16 protein-coding genes and 2 pseudogenes are annotated in these 15,183 nt (G+C 66.3%); 12 read left to right on the top strand and 6 right to left on the bottom strand.

Annotated features, from left to right (window positions below; genetic code table 11):
* The first annotated feature begins 7 nt into the window (after positions 1-7).
* Together GOALK_RS04375 and GOALK_RS04370 are read left to right on the top strand one after the other, a co-directional pair.
* The gene (locus GOALK_RS04375) at positions 8-808 is read left to right on the top strand and encodes a crotonase/enoyl-CoA hydratase family protein (protein ID WP_006357590.1); all 801 of its coding nucleotides are present in this window, start codon (positions 8-10) and stop codon (positions 806-808) included.
* A gap of 82 nt (positions 809-890) precedes the next feature.
* On the top strand, positions 891-1,295 hold the full coding sequence (locus tag GOALK_RS04370) for a VOC family protein (protein WP_006357589.1): 405 nt from the start codon (positions 891-893) through the stop codon (positions 1,293-1,295).
* A gap of 7 nt (positions 1,296-1,302) precedes the next feature.
* On the opposite strand, the gene GOALK_RS04365 is transcribed toward GOALK_RS04370, so the two are convergent.
* Entirely contained in the window at positions 1,303-2,037 is a 735-nt protein-coding gene (locus GOALK_RS04365) for a DUF6319 family protein (RefSeq protein ID WP_006357588.1), read from the bottom strand.
* An 83-nt stretch (positions 2,038-2,120) separates the two neighbouring features.
* On the opposite strand from GOALK_RS04365, the gene GOALK_RS04360 reads away from it, so the two are divergent.
* The 6 genes from GOALK_RS04360 to GOALK_RS04335 all read left to right on the top strand — a co-directional run bounded on the left by GOALK_RS04360 (position 2,121) and on the right by GOALK_RS04335 (position 6,829).
* Complete coding sequence (locus GOALK_RS04360) at positions 2,121-2,324, top strand: zinc-ribbon domain-containing protein (protein WP_006357587.1); 204 nt, start codon at positions 2,121-2,123, stop codon at positions 2,322-2,324.
* Between the two features lie 46 nt (positions 2,325-2,370).
* Positions 2,371-3,876: a protein adenylyltransferase SelO gene (locus tag GOALK_RS04355; RefSeq protein ID WP_006357586.1), complete on the top strand. Its 1,506-nt coding sequence runs from the start codon at positions 2,371-2,373 to the stop codon at positions 3,874-3,876.
* A gap of 74 nt (positions 3,877-3,950) precedes the next feature.
* Positions 3,951-4,370 (top strand): hypothetical protein, encoded by a 420-nt coding sequence (locus tag GOALK_RS04350; protein ID WP_006357585.1) that lies wholly within the window; start codon positions 3,951-3,953, stop codon positions 4,368-4,370.
* A 53-nt stretch (positions 4,371-4,423) separates the two neighbouring features.
* The gene (locus GOALK_RS04345) at positions 4,424-4,822 is read left to right on the top strand and encodes a TraR/DksA family transcriptional regulator (RefSeq protein ID WP_050918651.1); all 399 of its coding nucleotides are present in this window, start codon (positions 4,424-4,426) and stop codon (positions 4,820-4,822) included.
* Positions 4,823-4,940: 118 nt separating this feature from the next.
* Positions 4,941-5,984: an NAD(P)-dependent alcohol dehydrogenase gene (locus GOALK_RS04340; RefSeq protein WP_035752567.1), complete on the top strand. Its 1,044-nt coding sequence runs from the start codon at positions 4,941-4,943 to the stop codon at positions 5,982-5,984.
* A gap of 113 nt (positions 5,985-6,097) precedes the next feature.
* Positions 6,098-6,829: a lysophospholipid acyltransferase family protein gene (locus GOALK_RS04335; RefSeq protein ID WP_040003999.1), complete on the top strand. Its 732-nt coding sequence runs from the start codon at positions 6,098-6,100 to the stop codon at positions 6,827-6,829.
* 9 nt (positions 6,830-6,838) lie between these two features.
* On the opposite strand, the gene GOALK_RS04330 is transcribed toward GOALK_RS04335, so the two are convergent.
* Positions 6,839-7,189, bottom strand: coding sequence for a winged helix-turn-helix transcriptional regulator (locus tag GOALK_RS04330; RefSeq protein ID WP_006357581.1), 351 nt, complete (start codon positions 7,187-7,189; stop codon positions 6,839-6,841).
* 96 nt (positions 7,190-7,285) lie between these two features.
* On the opposite strand from GOALK_RS04330, the gene GOALK_RS04325 reads away from it, so the two are divergent.
* Both GOALK_RS04325 and GOALK_RS04320 read left to right on the top strand, forming a co-directional pair.
* Positions 7,286-7,945, top strand: a complete 660-nt coding sequence (locus GOALK_RS04325) for an FMN-dependent NADH-azoreductase (protein WP_006357580.1) — start codon at positions 7,286-7,288, stop codon at positions 7,943-7,945.
* 81 nt (positions 7,946-8,026) lie between these two features.
* Positions 8,027-9,098: pseudogene (locus tag GOALK_RS04320) on the top strand (YihY/virulence factor BrkB family protein).
* A 23-nt stretch (positions 9,099-9,121) separates the two neighbouring features.
* On the opposite strand, the gene GOALK_RS04315 reads toward GOALK_RS04320, so the two are convergent.
* Both GOALK_RS04315 and GOALK_RS04310 read right to left on the bottom strand, forming a co-directional pair.
* The gene (locus tag GOALK_RS04315) at positions 9,122-9,910 is read right to left on the bottom strand and encodes a thioesterase family protein (RefSeq protein ID WP_006357578.1); all 789 of its coding nucleotides are present in this window, start codon (positions 9,908-9,910) and stop codon (positions 9,122-9,124) included.
* A gap of 87 nt (positions 9,911-9,997) precedes the next feature.
* Positions 9,998-10,633 carry an isochorismatase family protein gene (locus GOALK_RS04310; RefSeq protein WP_040004002.1) on the bottom strand — a complete coding sequence of 212 codons (636 nt, stop codon included), beginning with the start codon at positions 10,631-10,633 and terminating at the stop codon, positions 9,998-10,000.
* Between the two features lie 115 nt (positions 10,634-10,748).
* Between GOALK_RS04310 and GOALK_RS04305 the strand changes: the two are divergent.
* Positions 10,749-11,699: pseudogene (locus tag GOALK_RS04305) on the top strand (GlxA family transcriptional regulator).
* A gap of 55 nt (positions 11,700-11,754) precedes the next feature.
* Here GOALK_RS04305 and GOALK_RS04300 read toward each other — a convergent pair.
* On the bottom strand, positions 11,755-12,174 hold the full coding sequence (locus tag GOALK_RS04300) for a DUF1622 domain-containing protein (protein WP_006357574.1): 420 nt from the start codon (positions 12,172-12,174) through the stop codon (positions 11,755-11,757).
* 173 nt (positions 12,175-12,347) lie between these two features.
* Between GOALK_RS04300 and GOALK_RS04295 the strand changes: the two genes are divergently transcribed.
* Positions 12,348-13,562 carry a cation:proton antiporter gene (locus tag GOALK_RS04295; protein ID WP_006357573.1) on the top strand — a complete coding sequence of 405 codons (1,215 nt, stop codon included), beginning with the start codon at positions 12,348-12,350 and terminating at the stop codon, positions 13,560-13,562.
* A gap of 57 nt (positions 13,563-13,619) precedes the next feature.
* On the opposite strand, the gene GOALK_RS04290 is transcribed toward GOALK_RS04295, so the two are convergent.
* Positions 13,620-15,095, bottom strand: a complete 1,476-nt coding sequence (locus GOALK_RS04290) for a flavin-containing monooxygenase (protein WP_006357572.1) — start codon at positions 15,093-15,095, stop codon at positions 13,620-13,622.
* Positions 15,096-15,183 lie beyond the last annotated feature (88 nt).

The following is a 15,183-nucleotide window of genomic DNA, read 5'->3' as shown; positions in this document are numbered from 1 at the left end:
GAAGACGATGACGGAACAACGGATTCTGCTCGATGTCGACGATGCGGGCGTCGCGACGGTCACGCTCAATCGGGCGGACAAGCACAACGCCTTGGACCCCGCGATGTTCGACGCGTTGCTCGCGGTGACGGGCGACCTGGCGGCGGATCGTCGAGTGCGGGCGGTCGTCGTCCACGGAGCCGGGAAGAGCTTCTGTTCCGGCCTCGACATCTCATCACTCGGCGGCGATGGGCTCGCCGACTCTCTGCTGGATCGAGACGACGCCGACCGCGGAAACCAGGCGCAGCGGGTGTCTCTCGATTGGGGTCACGTGCCGGCGCCGGTGATCACCGCGATCCATGGCAACTGCTTCGGAGGTGGCCTGCAGATCGCGCTCGGCGCCGACATCCGCTACGCGACCCCCGACGCACGACTGTCCATCATGGAGGTGAAGTGGGGCCTGGTGCCGGATATGGGTATCACCCAGACGCTCCCGCGCCTCCTTCGGGCCGACGTGGCCAAAGAACTCACCTTCACCGGTCGTGTGCTCTCGGGAGCCGAGGCCCACGAGCTCGGGCTGGTCACCGGCACGGCCGACGACCCGCTCGCCTGCGCCTTGGACCTCGCCCACCAGATCGCGGCGAAGTCGCCCCACGCGGTGCGCGCCGCGAAGCGCCTCTACGACGAGACCTGGACCGGTACCGACCCATCGGCCGCGCTGCTGCTGGAGAGCACACTGCAGGTCGAGCTGATCGGTTCACCGAACCAGCTCGAGGCCGTGCACGCCGGCCTGGCCCGCCGGGAACCTCGGTTCACCGACCCGGACTGAGGCCTGAACTCTGGCTGCGGCGATAAACTGGTCGGTGCGTCCGGAGTTCCCATCCGGCGCCCTTCCTGGGAGGAGGCATCCGATGCCTGCATTTCCCGCTCTCACCCACGTCGCGATCACCGTGAGTGACCTTGCTGCGAGTACCGCTTGGTACCAGACCCTGTTCGACGCCAAACCGGTCTTGGACGAGGACGAGGAATCCGGCAACTTCCATCACACGGTCTTCGCACTCGCCGGCGGAACGCTTTTCGGACTCCACACCCATAGTTCGAGCGGGTCGGATGCTGACGGTTTCGACGAGCGGAACGTCGGACTGGACCATGTCGCATTCGCCTGCACTCGGCCCGAACTCGAAGAATGGGTTGCCCGTCTGGACAAGGCCGGAATCGCGCACAGCGGCATCAAGCACGCCCACTACGGATCAGGGATATCGTTCCGGGACCCGGACAACATCGCGCTGGAGTTCTTCGCCCCGCCGGCCGGATGAACTCGAGTCAGCTCTCGGCGGGCCCGACGTCGAGGTGAGCGAGCGCTGCTCGTGCGTTCTCGAGTTCGCGCGTCAGCTCCTCGATCTTCCTCTGCGCGGCCTCGCGCGCGGATTCGATGACCTCGTCGACGGCCGTGATCGCTGCGTCGTCGCCGAGTTCCTGCATCGCGCGGGCCACGCGGTCAGCGGTCACCTCAGCAGGCTTTCCCTTCTTACTCCCGTGCGCCACCGACACCGTCCAGAGGCTCTCACCCGCTGACGTGATGGTCACGCTCACCGCCGCTGTCGTGTTCTTCGACCGTCGAGCAGCTTTCGCCGGAGCAGACTTCGGCGCGGCCGATCGCGGCGGTGCGGGCTCCGGACGCGTAGTGGGCTCGGGCGTCGGCTTCGGTTCCACTGCAGCTGCTTTCGGTGTCGGCGCAGGGCGTACCGACGGTGTCGGGTCGGCAGGGGCGGTCCTGGGCGACCGTGGGGCTGCCTTCGCGGGTGCTGAGGCGGAACGTGCGCGCTGCAGTTCGTCGGCCTCGAAGGGCAACTGATCGTCGACGCCCTTGGGCCGCACCGTCACCGTCGAACCGTCGACGGACAGAACCCGCGCCGAAGTCCCGGCGTCGAGTCCGAGGGACGGCATCGGGTCACGGAGGTAGACGGTCACGCGCTTGCCGGCCGCGAGTGCGGCGGACAGAGATTCCAGGTCAACGGCGGTCAGGCCGGTCCTCTTCTGCGAGCTCACGCGTCCCATGTTCGCACACGCGTGCGACTGACGGGTGCCGGGTCTCGATCCAGTCCGGACGGGCCGGTCGCGGTCGTGCATACGATGACGGAGTGTTCTTCGTCTTCGGATACGGCCCCAAGCAGCAGCAACTCGGCGCAGGACAGACCCGTACGTGCCCCCGTTGTCACAACACCACCCAGTGGACCCGGATGCGGGAGTTCAAGCAGTTCACCGTGTTCTTCATCCCGATCGCGCGCTGGGGACGGCGCGAGTTCGAGGCCTGCGGCATCTGCGGCGCCGCCATCGCACTGTAGACATCAGCGAAAGTCGGGCAGCGCGACGAGTGGTTACGCTCGAAGAGTGGCTGCCACCGACTCCCCCGCCCGCACGTCCGACGCGATCACCGGCTTCGAGAGCACTTTCGTCGATGAGCTGACGCCGCTCACCGTCGAATGGCGGGGAGCCGACGTGCCCGATCCGCAGCTCCTCGTCGTGAACGAACAGCTCGCATCGTCGTTGGGGTTGGACGTCGAGGCCTTGCGCTCCGACGACGGGGTCGCGATCCTGGCCGGCGCAGCCGTGCCCGCCGACGGGCAACCGGTGGCGACGGCGTACTCCGGACATCAGTTCGGCGGATACGCCCCACTGCTCGGCGACGGGCGGGCACTTCTGCTGGGTGAACTGCTCGACGTCGAGGGTCACCGCGTCGACATGCAGTTGAAGGGCTCTGGTCCGACGCCGTTCTCGCGAGGAGGAGACGGTTTCGCGGTCGTCGGACCGATGCTCCGCGAATACCTGGTCAGCGAAGCCATGCACGCTCTCGGCGTGCCCACCACCCGGTCACTGTCGGTGGTGGCGACGGGTCGCGGCGTTCACCGCACCGGTGTCGAGCCCGGAGCCGTGCTCGCGCGCGTCGCAGCGAGTCACCTGAGGGTCGGTACCTTCGAGTTCGCCGCCCGCAACGGCGACATCCTGCAACCCCTCGCCGACTATGCGATTGCTCGCCACTACCCCGACCTGTCCGACCTGCCGACCACCGGTGGTGGGAACCGCTACGCGAAGCTGCTGGAGGGCGTTGTCGACCGTCAGGCCCGCCTCGTCGCCCAGTGGATGCTCGTCGGGTTCGTGCACGGTGTCATGAACACCGACAACACCACCATCTCCGGCGAGACCATCGACTACGGGCCGTGCGCATTCGTCGACGCCTTCGATCCGGCAGCGGTGTTCAGCTCGATCGATCAGGGCGGGCGTTACGCCTTCGGGAACCAGCCCGCCGTCCTGAAATGGAACCTTGCACGGTTCGCCGAAACGCTTCTCTTGCTGATCAGCCCCACGCCGGACGAGGCGATCGCCATCGCGACCGCCACGCTGTCCACCTTCGACGGTCTGTACGAGCAGCACCTCAACGAAGGTCTGTCCGCCAAGTTGGGGCTGGCCGATACCTTTGTCGACCACGCATTGATCGACGACCTGCTGGCCCTGATGGCAGAACACCGCGCCGACTGGACCGGGGCCTTCCGGGCGCTCGCCGACGAACTCCGCGGACGAACGGCTCCACTCGACCTACTCCTCCCACGGGAGGTCTCGGCGCCCTGGCTCGCACGATGGCGCGAGACGCTCGCCGATCACGGCCGGGACGACGACACCACCGCAGACGCGATGGATCAGGTCAACCCGCTCTACATCCCACGCAACCACATGGTCGACGCCGCCCTCCGCGCCGCGCACGAGGGTGACCTCGCGCCGTTCGAGGAGTTACTCGACGTCGTGACGCACCCGTTCGAGCGGCGCGTCGAATGGGTCAAGTACACCGCGCCTGCTTCGGACGAGTTCAACTCGTCGTTCCAGACGTTCTGCGGGACCTGAGTGTCGGGAGTGTTCCGCGGAACACCGGTGAGTTGCCCCCGAACCCCCTGCGTGCGTGTTCCGACTGCGCGACCATGGACATCATGTGGACACTCACCCGCGATGAGACTTCTGTCGTCGAATCACCCTCGACCGTGAACTCGACCGCGGTCGCCGGCTCGATCGCGACCACGTCGAGCCTGGCGGTGGCCGGTTCGGCCGGCACCGTCGCGAGCGCTGCCGTCGCCGGGTCGGCCGGCACGGTGGCCAGCGCCGGTGTCAGTTCCTCGGCGGCTACGGTCGCGAGCGCGATCGTCACGGGTTCGGCGGCGACGATGGCCAGCCTGCTCGTCGCCGGAAGTGTCGCCACCGCAATCAGTTTCGGGGTCGCCGGCAGTGTCGGTGTCGTGGCCTGTCTGCTGTGCCGGCGGTGCGCTGGATGTGTCGGCTGCGTGGGGTGCGTCAACTGTTCAGGGTTGCGCGGCGCCGTCGGTCTCCGCGACGTTCATGCGTGACCGAGAACGTCGTACCTGCGGCGTACAACTTGAGCCGTGAGTCGACCACAGACCTGGGCTCGGTCAACGTGATCCACTCCGACCCGAACTCCGGCCCGAACCAATCGGAAGCATCGCTGATCGCCGAGCGCGAGAGAACCGCGACGCTCATCGAATCACTGTCTGCGAGTCTGGCCGCCGTCATCGAGTCGACCGCGGACGCCGCCTCCGACGATGAACACGATCCGGAGGGGACGACACTCGCCGTCGAGCGTGGCCAGTTGGTCGCCCAGCTCGAACGATCGCGGGTTCGTCTGGACGAGATCGACGCTGCTCTCGAGCGCGTCGGTCGCGGAGCGTACGGCCGCTGCGAGACGTGCGGCGAGGTCATCGACCCCGAGCGACTCGAGGTCCTCCCCGCGGCCCGGCAATGCGTGCGATGCGCGGCACGGAACCCATCCCGCCGGTGGTGAACAGGAAGTTGCCACGCCGAGCGGATTGTGCCGAGTTCGACGGAAGACGCATGGCTTTGCGACCGACCGAGTAGACCGGAAGGCGGGTCCACCATCCGCCGGATCGAAAGGTATGCGCATGAAGGCTATTCAGGTCGTCCAGCCGGGCAAACTGCCGGAGCTGCGTGAGGTCGACAAACCCTCGCCGGGTCCCGGACAGGTGCTCCTGAAGGTGACGGCAGCCGGCGCCTGCCATTCGGACGACTTCGTCCTCAACCTGCCCGAAGAAGGATTCCCGTATCCCCTTCCGATGACGCTCGGCCATGAAGGAGCCGGCGTGGTCGCCGAGGTGGGCACCGGCGTCACCGGTATCTCCGAGGGCATCTCAGTGGCCGTGTACGGAGCCTGGGGTTGCGGCGTCTGCCACTTCTGCTCCCGCGGCTTGGAGAACTACTGCAGCCGAGCCGGCGAACTGGGCATCGCACCACCGGGTTTGGGCAACCCGGGCGCGATGGCCGAGTACCTGCTCGTCGACAATGCGCGCCACCTGGTGCCCCTCGGCGACCTCGATCCGGTGGATGCAGTCCCTCTCACCGATGCCGGCCTCACGCCCTACCACGCGATCAAACCCTCGCTTCCGAAGCTGGTCGGTGGCACCACGGCAGTGGTCATCGGAGCCGGTGGTCTCGGGCATGTCGGGATCCAACTGCTTCGGCACCTGACTCCGTCGCGAGTGATCGCCCTCGACGTGAGCGACGAGAAGCTCGAGTTCGCGCGCGAGGTCGGGGCCCACGAGGTGGTGCTCTCCGACGCCGATGCCGTCGCGGGCGTCCGCAGGATCACCGGGAACGACGGTGCGACCGCAGTCTTCGACTTCGTCGGCCTGCAACCCACTCTCGACATCGCGATGGGCGTCGTCGGGACCATGGGTGACGTGGTGATCGTGGGCATCGGCGACATGGTCGCCGCGGCGAAGGTCGGCTTCTTCACCCAGCCCTACGAGGTGTCGGTGCGCGCGCCGTACTGGGGAGCACGCGACGAGCTCATCGAGGTTCTCGACCTCGCACGAGACGGTGTCCTAGAGGTGGCGGTCGAACGGTTCTCGCTCGATGACGGGGTCGAGGCCTACCGGCGATTGGCCGCCAATGACCTACGTGGTCGAGCCGTCGTGGTGCCTGACTGAACATCGCCCCGGCATGGACTCAAGCCCCCCACCTGCTGTTCTTCGTCGTCCACAGACAGACTGGTTTCGCCGTTCCTTGGGCATGACAACTAACCTACGGTACCGTAACTTACGTGGATGTGGAGCTCACCCGGTCTGAGGCCGTATACGCGCATTACCTCGATCACCAGCAGGATCGCGTACGCGCGAAGTTGATGTACGGGGTGCTCGCCGCCAAGATCAGGCCCGTCGTGGGGTTCACCGCCCGCGATCGTCTGGTTCGCGCGGTCCGCAGCGGCAAACCGTTACTGGTCGCGGCCAACCATGTGTCCGAGCGCGATCCGCTGGTGTTGGCGGCGGCAGGCTTCCGCTCACCCCTTCGTCCCCGCATCGGTCACCTGCGCGTGCTGGCGAAAGACGAACTCTTCGAGGACCCGGAGCAGCGACGCAAGATCGACACCCTGGGCGGCATTCCGGTCTTCCGTCAGAAGGACCACGGTGTCCGGGCCGCCGCGGAGGCCGGTCGGCAGATGTTCGGCGTCTGCGTCGAGCGAATGGTCCGCGGCGACAGCATCGCCGTCTTCCCCGAGGGAACCTGCAACGAGGGTGACGTGACCCGGTTGCAGAAGCTCGGAACCGGGATCGGCCACATCGCCTACCGTGCGTTGAAAGCGGGCGTCGACGTCACGCTCGTGTCCGCCGGTATCGCCTACTCATCGGAGAGCGATCGGGCCCGACCGATGGTGACCTTCGGGGATCCGGTCGACCTGACCGGCTTCAAGGACGAGACGCCTGCCGCGCTGACGAGGGTGATCCAGGGCGACCTGCAGGGTGTGGTCGACGAAGTGTGTCGGATCGCAGTCTGATCCGTCGAGTTACTCCGCCACCGACGGCGGCAGATTCTCCCAAGCCCAAGCGGTGAGGGCGGTCAGTGCCGGCATGAGTGCGCGCCCCGACTCGGTGAGCTGATAGGACACCGACACCGGCGGTCCGGGATCCACCAGGCGTTCCACCAGATTGGCCGCGGTCAGTTCCGAGAGTCGGCCGGACAGCACCGAATCGCTTATTCCTCCGACGGCGCAACGCAATTCGGCGAACCCCGCCGGTCCGTTCATCAGCGTTGCGATGAGAATGCCGTTCCACCGCTTGCCCAGGAAGCCGAACGCACGACGCAACGCATCGTCGCATGTGCGCGGCGCGTGGCCGGTCGCGGAAATATCGGACATCGACCACATCCTAGTCGCCCGGTGGCGCTTCGACGACGACGGTACTACCTTGTGAGTAGTCACTTCTAAATACCTAGTTGCTCCCGAGGAGTTCGAATGTCTTTGTTCCGTCTGGATGCCAGCATCCTCCCCTCCACGTCGTCGAGCCGCGCCCTCGGCGACCTCGTCGAGCGCGAATGGACCAGCGCTCACCCGGACTCGACGGTCACACGCCGAGATCTGTCGACCGATCCCGTTTCCGCGACTGTGTGGCGCGATGCCGTGATCGCCGGAACGGTCCCGCCGGCCGACCGCGACGCTGCGCAACGCGAGGCAGTCGCCCTCGCCGCCGAGATCGCGGATGAGGTCATCGGGGCCGAGGCGTTGCTGCTCACCGTTCCGCTCTACAACTTCGGTGTTTCCCAACACTTCAAGGGCTGGTACGACCTCGCAGCTACCGATCCGCGGATCGGCGTCGACCCGGCCGCGCTGCGTGGCAAGCCCGCGGTGCTGGTCACGACCCAGGGCGGCAACTACGACCCGGGAACGCCGAGGGACGGCTGGGACCACTCGACGCCGTGGCTGCGCCGCGTCCTGGAGGATGTCTGGGGACTCGACCTCCGGATCGTCAAACGTCAGTTCACGCTCGTCGGTGTGAATCCTGCCCTCGATGCCTTCGCCGATATCGCGGCCGAGCTCAAGGTCGAGGCCGAGGAGAACGCGCGCATCGCCGGCCGCGAGCTCGCGCTGTCACGTGTGGTCGCCTCCGCGGGCTGACCGCCACCGGGCGCGCTCCCCCGTCCCGCCTGGTCAAGGCATGGAGAGTTTGGTCTGCGAACCCGGCGGCTACACCGGGGTATGAGCAAGGACGAGCAGACCATGGACAAGGCCGGCCGGGACGTCGAAGACGACCCGACTCTCGCCGATCCAGACGATCCACGTAAGCCCGAATCGCCCACCGACCTCACCAAGCCGTCGCTGATGTTCGTGCTGCGAAAGACGGCCCGCGAGTTCTCCCGTGATCAATGCACCGACCTGGCGGCCGCGCTCACCTATTACTCGGTGCTGTCACTGTTCCCCGCACTGCTCGCCATGGTCTCGCTGCTCGGTGTCTTCGGACAGGGAGAGAAGACGGTTGACGCGGTGCTGACGATGGTCGAAGACCTGGGCCCGTCGGATGCGGTGGACACGCTGCGTGCACCCGTCGAACAACTCGTGTCCGCGCCGAGTGCAGGCCTCGCCCTCGTGATCGGTCTCGCCGGCGCTCTGTGGTCGGCGTCGGGATATGTCGGCGCATTCGGTCGTGCGATGAACCGCATGTACGAGGTCGATGAAGGCCGTCCGATCTGGAAGCTGCGGCCCGCCATGCTGCTGGTGACGCTGGTGGCCCTGATCCTCCGCTGCTGTGGCGCTGATGCTCGCGGTCAGTGGACCGATCGCACGTTCCATCGGCGATGCGATCGGTCTGGGCAGCACCGCTCTGACTGTGTGGAACATCGTGCGCTGGCCGGTGGTGCTGGTCTTCGTGGTGGTGATCGTCGCTGTCTTGTACTGGGCGACACCGAATGTGAAACAACCGAAGTTCCGGTGGATCAGTGCGGGCGCAGTCCTGGCGATCGTCACCTGGATCGTGGCCTCGGCGGCGTTCGCTCTCTACGTCTCGAATTTCGGCAGCTACAACAAGACCTACGGCGCGCTGGCGGGTGTGATCGTCTTCCTGCTGTGGTTGTGGCTGACCAATCTGGCCCTGCTCTTCGGCGCGGAGTTCGACGCCGAACTCGAGCGTGGTCGTCAGCTTCAGGCGGGTATGGCTGCCGAAGAGCGGCTACAGCTTCCCCCTCGCGACACCACCGTCTCGGACAAGAACGAGAAGATCCACCAGGAAGACATCGAGAAGGGCCGAGCCCTCAGGGAATCCCACGGCGGTTGAACGCCGCACTTCTCCGGGCTTCGTCAGGCGAACAGCGCAACCGTCTGTGAGGCCTGGATGATCGGACGCGATGCACTGTCCCACAGGGTCATCGACTGATGGGAGTAGCCGTCGCGCGTGAAGGTGCTCGACGATTCCAGGAGCATCCAGTCCGTCGGCTTCGGCAGGTCGTCGGTGCAGATGTGCAGCGACCAGCTCATCGTGCTGATCGGCGCCCACTCGGTGAACGCGGCCGTGGTCGCCGGCGGCAGGGCGTCGGCGAGGGCGACCAGCGCGATCGTCGGATCCACTCCCTCGGCACCGCGATGCCGCACCCAGGCGAGGAACCGCGGGTCCCCGTCGTCACCCAGCGGGACGGTCCCACCCGCCCGAACCATCTCGACGTTGTCGACGAACGCCGGACGAAGGGGCGCCGAGGCGTCGCCGAACGGCCCACAATCCTCGGGTGCCGGAACCTCGGGAGCGCCGACGAGGTCATGGCTGATCGCACTCGGACGCGGCTGCGCGAAGATCAGCGACGCGTGCGCGGCGATCTGTCCCCCGCTCACGGTTTCGACGGCGACGCTCGAGGCTGATCGCCCTTCGCGGAGTCGGCGGGCGGTGAACGTCGCGGCGTCGACGACCGGCGCGCTGAGCAGGAACTGTGCCGACTTCAGTGGCGGTAGCGGCTTACCCTCGGTCAGCTGCGCGGCGAGTACCGACATGGCCGCGGTCAGCCCGCCGTAAGCGGTACGACCCTGCGTCCACTGGGTGGGGACGACGAATTCCGAGGTCGGATCGAAACCCGAGACGAGTTCGGCGAGTGTGGGCATGGCAGGACTCTTCCTCACGCGACTATGACGACCGCTATAACGCAGTGCACGCTACTCTATGACGGTCGACATATAAAACCGCGCTCGTCAGGCGCCGAATGCCCGCTGCCCTTCCACGGCTGAGGACGCCAGATCGTCTTTGTCGAGCGGGTCTCCACCGGCGCTGGCGTCGATCCATTGATCGGTGGTGGCGACCGCGGCGAAGTTGGAGTGGAGGATCGCCATCAGCGTGTTGTGAACCTGCTCGGCCGAGGCCTTCCCGGCGGCGTTCGCGATGTGGATGGCGCCGGTCGCGTCGGAGACCACCTCGGCGGCGATGCCCAGTTCCTCGGCGCCCGCGGCCGAGGCCAGGTCGCAGTTGTTCGTCATGTAGCCGGCGAACGTCACCGTGTTCACGTCCTGCGCCCGCAGCCACTCCGCCAGGTCGGTCCCGGCGAACACGCTGCCGTGGATCTTGCGCACCCGCTTCCACGACGGTGTCGCCCGCGAGGCGACGTCCGGGTGCAGTTCCCACGATCGCGACCCCTCCGCGAACGCCGGCGCGTCGGCCGGGTACGTGTGCTGAACGGCCACCACCGGGATGCGCTGCTCCTTCGCGTGGTCGATGAGTCGGACGATGTTCTGCACGCTCATGTCACGAGGCGGGTACTGAATGGCCAGCGGGCCGTCGAAGTACTGGTTCTGGACGTCGACGAGGATCAGTGCGCGGCGGATCGTGGTCATGGTCGGGTCTCCCATCTGTCGGCGGCCGGGGGTGTCGACCGACCACCTCACTATGCGTCGTCGCAGAGTACGGTCGGGAGTGGCACGAATGCCTACTTTCGATGGGATCTGGCCAATGCGAATCGCAGTCTATGTCTTCGACGGCATCTCGATGTTCCATCTCGCCGCACCGCAGCTGGTCTTCGGTGAGACCGCGAGAACGGACCCGGGATCATCGTGGACCACTGTCTTGTGGAGTGCGGCCGGCGGCGAGGTCGGCGTCGGCGAGGGGTACAAGATCTCCGGTCTTGTGGGACCGTAGGCTGCCGCAGATGCGGACATGATCGTCGTGCCGTCCTGGCCCGAGGATCTCCCGCCGCTCGACGCCTCTCTCCGCCAGATCCTCATCGACGGCCACGACCGTGGCGCGGTCATCGTCGGGCTGTGTCTCGGCGCGATCCCGGTCGCCGACGCCGGCCTGCTGTCTGGACGTTCGGCGGTGACCCACTGGGCGGCGATGGACGCGTTACGCAAGCGCCACAACGACATCCCGCTCGACTCACTCGTACTGTACGTGGACCACGGTGACGTCTTGACGTCAGCGGGCACGGCGTCGGCGATCGACGCCTGCCTGCACCTCGTCCGCGAACGGTTGGGTGCCGACGTCGCCAACGACGTCGCCCGCCGCCTGGTCGTCGCGCCGCACCGGGACGGCGGTCAGGCGCAATACACCCGACAGCCCGTCCCGGTGACGGCAACAGGCAACCCGATCGGCGAACTCATGGAGTGGGCCGCGCAGCATCTCGACGACTCGCTCACCGTGCAACATCTCGCCTCCCGGGCCGCCATGAGTACCCGGAGCTTCGTGCGGAACTTCAGGATGGTCACCGGAACGACGCCTGCGCAGTGGATTCTTCGGCAGCGCCTCGATCGTGCCCGGGTTCTCCTCGAGACCACCGACCTCGGAATGGACGCCATCGCCGAACGATGCGGCTTCGGCAGCAGCGTGACGATGCGACAGAACTTCGCGGCGACGTTCGCGACGTCGCCGACCAGTTATCGCCGTCAATTCCGGGTCACCGGCTGACTCCTCATCCCGAGGCGCATCTGGTAGGCGTCCGAACGCGTTGTCGATCAGCCGATCACGATTCTTCGACCGCTCGACTCGCGGCCGCGTCACGTGCCACCGCCTTGCTCAGCAACTGACCGCCGTTGGTCAGCACCGCCCGCCGCCACGGCAGAGTGCCCTCGATCTCGATCTGAATGGACATCGACAGCACCGTCCGGATCACCACGATGATCCCGAGGATCAGTGCGTCCTCGATCGAGGGCTTCGAGGTGATCGTCCGGATGAGGTCTGCGGCGACGAGGATCTCGAGACCGAGGAGGATGGCTGAGCCCAGGGTTGTCCGGAGGATCGAGAAGGCTTCGCTGCCGGATTCCCTGCGGGACAACGACCGCGCACCGAGGACGAGCGCGATGATGAAGCCGGTGATCATGGCCAGTGCGCCGAGCGCTTCGAATGCGACCGCCACCGCGGTGAAGATGTCCTCGAACTCCATGCACGTCAGCCTATCCGCGTCCACCCGTGTGCAACGGCTGTCCGGAGCGAGCCGACTTCATGGATTCACGACGTGGCGAAGCTGCCTCACGTGCACTGATCTCGCTGCGACCTACCTGATCAGCGCGGCCGGCCGGGATAAGATCCGACAATGCTGTCACGTGGGCGAGGTCGATGACTCCCGCACTGATCGCGATCGTGGTGATCGTCGGGTGGACCCTGGTCGCGGGCCGGTTGTCGCGGCTCCAGATCTCCGGGGCCATCGTGATGGTGGTCGCCGGCCTCGTGATCGGGCTGACCACGAACAACTCCATCGGCAACGCACTCGACACCGACGCAGCCGAACCCTTCGTCGAACTGATCCTGGCTCTCCTGTTGTTCGTCGACGCCATCGAAGTGCGAGGCGGCTACTTCGCCGGTGAACGTCGAACATCTCTGCGGCTGTTGCTCATTGCGATGCCGCTGTCGGTCGCCCTGGCGACCCTGCTGGGTGTCGCGCTCCTGCCGTCGATGGCGGTCGGCGTCGCGCTGCTGATCGCCTGCGTGGTGACCCCGATGGACCTGACGCCCGCCTCGTCGCTGGTACGTGATCGGCGGTTCCCCACGCGGGTGCGACACCTGCTGAACATCGAGAGCGGTTACAACGACGGCATCATCGCGCCGCTCTTCGTCTTCGCCCTGACGCTCGCAGGCGACCACAAGCACGCCTCCTCCCCCGCCGAAGCACTCGAACAGGCGGTGCCGTCTGCGCTGTGGGCGGTGTTGGCGGGCAGCGTCATCGGACTCCTCGCCGCGCGACTGACGAACTTCACCATTCGCCGCGGGCTCGCCACCGAACAGTCCATCCGGATCAGTCTCGTCCTCATCCCGATCCTCGCCTACGGATGTTCGGTGCAACTCGGCGGCAACGGCTTCGTGGCGGCATTCCTTTGCGGTATCGCCTACAAGGCGGCACGGGCCGACGGTCCGGGCGACGAGCAACTGCGCCTCGCCGACGATGTCAGTGCGCTCGCGGCCCTCACGATGTGGTTCGTCTTCGGCTGTGCCGCCGTGCTGGTCTTCGAACTCGGGTTCGTCTGGCAGATCGTCGTTCTGGCCCTCGCCGCGCTGACCGTCCTCCGGATCGTTCCCGTCTACCTCGCGCTGCTGCGCACCGACATCGGCCCACGTGATCGACTTCTGATCGGCGTCCTCGGGCCACGCGGAACCGCGTCGATCGTCTTCGGTCTCCTTGCTTTCAACGAACTCGACGGCATGGTCGCCAACGAGACGCTGTATGCGATGACTGTGACGGTCCTGGCGAGTGTCGTGTTGCACGGCTTCGGGGTGGGTGTCGTGGCCCAGCGACTGAACCGGCGAGAGGCCGCGAAGGACTTAGAGTTCGACTGATTGTTTCGCTTGCCCGACAGGTGAAGCCGGCGAGGTATGTCGTTCTGTCCGTGTTTCCTACGTGAGAACCTCCGGTTGCCGCGCCTGCGCAAACCGTAGATTCTCGTCGGCGACATCGCCTTTGAACAGGCGACGATCGGCGTAGTAGCTCATCGACATCACCCACGGGGTGTGCGGTCCCTGTTTCGGCAGGGTGTCGAGAGCGCGCTGGACGTACCCGGCGCCGAAGTCGAGCAACGGCCGGGTGGGCATGCCCGGGTCGGCTACCGGCCACACCGCGTCGTGACCGTGAGAGTCCATGTACCCGAGCAACTTACAGAAGTACTGGCACAGCAACCCGATCTTCAGTGTCCAGGATGCGTTGGTGTACCCGATGGCCAGTGCGAAGTTCGGCACATCGGACAGCATGATCCCGCGGTAGACGACGGTGTCCGGTAGCGAGACCGGGTTGCCGTCGACGGTGAGGTCGATGCCGCCGATGATCTTGATGTTGAGTCCCGTTGCGGTGACGATGATGTCGGCTTCGAGTTCGGCGCCACTCCGCAGGAGGATGCCGGTCTCGGTGAACGACGTGATCCGGTCGGTGACGATCGACGCCTTGCCCGACCGGATGGTGCGGAAGAGATCAGCGTCGGGCACCACGCACAGGCGCTGATCCCACGGGTCGTAGGGCGGGTTGAAGTGGACGTCGACCGGAAAGTCCTCCGGGAGTTGAGACTTGTTGATCTTCCGGATCATTCGTCGCGCCACCTGGGGGAACCGCTGACACAGTTCGAACAGGATTCGCTGCTGCGCGACGTTCTTCTGCCGAGTGAGCGCATATCCCCGCTCGTCGCCGAAGATCTTCTTCAGCGAGTTGGCAATTGCGTCTTCACGCGGCAACGGGATGACGTAGGTCGGCGTGCGCTGCAGCATCGTCACGTGCGCGGCCTCCTCGGCCATTGCGGGCAGCAGCGTCACGGCCGTCGCACCGCTTCCGATCACCACGACCCGCTTCCCGGCGTAGTCGAGATCCTCCGGCCAGTGCTGCGGGTGCACGATCTGACCGCGGAAGCGGTCCTCGCCGGCGAAGTCGGGACTGAATCCCTCGTCGTAGTCGTAATAGCCCGAACCGCAGAAGATCCACCGCGCGCTGATCTGCGTCCGCTCCCCGGTGTCGGTGCGCTCGAGGTCGACGAGCCACCGTGCGTCGTCGGAGGACCAGGCGGCGGCCATGACCTTGTGGTGGTACCGGATGTGGCCGGTGAGGTCGTTCTCCTCGATCGTCTCGTGGAGGTAGTCGAGAATTCGCGGGGCGTCGGCGATCGCCTGCTTGTCGGTCCACGGCTTGAACTCGTAGCCGAAGGTGTGCAGGTCCGAGTCCGAGCGGATGCCCGGGTAACGGAAGAGGTCCCAGGTTCCGCCGGCGGCTGCACGAGCCTCGACAATGGTGAACGTCTTCGACGGACGCTTGGTCCGTAGGTAGCGGGCGGCCCCGATGCCCGAGATCCCGGCTCCGATGATGAGGACGTCGACGCGGTCTGGTGCGGTCACTGTTCACTCCTGGCTGTCCGACGTGGTGCTGTCTCCAGGATGCCAGCTCCGACAAGCCCACCACTTTTCGGCAAACGCACCCCCCATC

It is taken from the genome of Gordonia alkanivorans NBRC 16433 (assembly GCF_000225505.1).
In the GTDB taxonomy this organism is placed as follows: Bacteria; Actinomycetota; Actinomycetes; order Mycobacteriales; family Mycobacteriaceae; genus Gordonia; species Gordonia alkanivorans.
This window is presented reverse-complemented; position numbering and strand designations above follow the sequence as displayed.

Bases quoted from the DNA above. Each gene is read 5' to 3' on its own strand.
- GOALK_RS04375 (WP_006357590.1), top strand. From the start codon at position 8: ATGACGGAACAACGGATTCTGCTCGATGTCGACGATGCGGGCGTCGCG.
- GOALK_RS04370 (WP_006357589.1), top strand. From the start codon at position 891: ATGCCTGCATTTCCCGCTCTCACCCACGTCGCGATCACCGTGAGTGAC.
- GOALK_RS04365 (WP_006357588.1), bottom strand. From the start codon at position 2,037: ATGGGACGCGTGAGCTCGCAGAAGAGGACCGGCCTGACCGCCGTTGAC.
- GOALK_RS04350 (WP_006357585.1), top strand. From the start codon at position 3,951: ATGGACATCATGTGGACACTCACCCGCGATGAGACTTCTGTCGTCGAA.
- GOALK_RS04340 (WP_035752567.1), top strand. From the start codon at position 4,941: ATGAAGGCTATTCAGGTCGTCCAGCCGGGCAAACTGCCGGAGCTGCGT.
- GOALK_RS04330 (WP_006357581.1), bottom strand. From the start codon at position 7,189: ATGTCCGATATTTCCGCGACCGGCCACGCGCCGCGCACATGCGACGAT.
- GOALK_RS04325 (WP_006357580.1), top strand. From the start codon at position 7,286: ATGTCTTTGTTCCGTCTGGATGCCAGCATCCTCCCCTCCACGTCGTCG.
- GOALK_RS04315 (WP_006357578.1), bottom strand. From the start codon at position 9,910: ATGCCCACACTCGCCGAACTCGTCTCGGGTTTCGATCCGACCTCGGAA.
- GOALK_RS04310 (WP_040004002.1), bottom strand. From the start codon at position 10,633: ATGACCACGATCCGCCGCGCACTGATCCTCGTCGACGTCCAGAACCAG.
- GOALK_RS04300 (WP_006357574.1), bottom strand. From the start codon at position 12,174: ATGGAGTTCGAGGACATCTTCACCGCGGTGGCGGTCGCATTCGAAGCG.
- GOALK_RS04295 (WP_006357573.1), top strand. From the start codon at position 12,348: ATGACTCCCGCACTGATCGCGATCGTGGTGATCGTCGGGTGGACCCTG.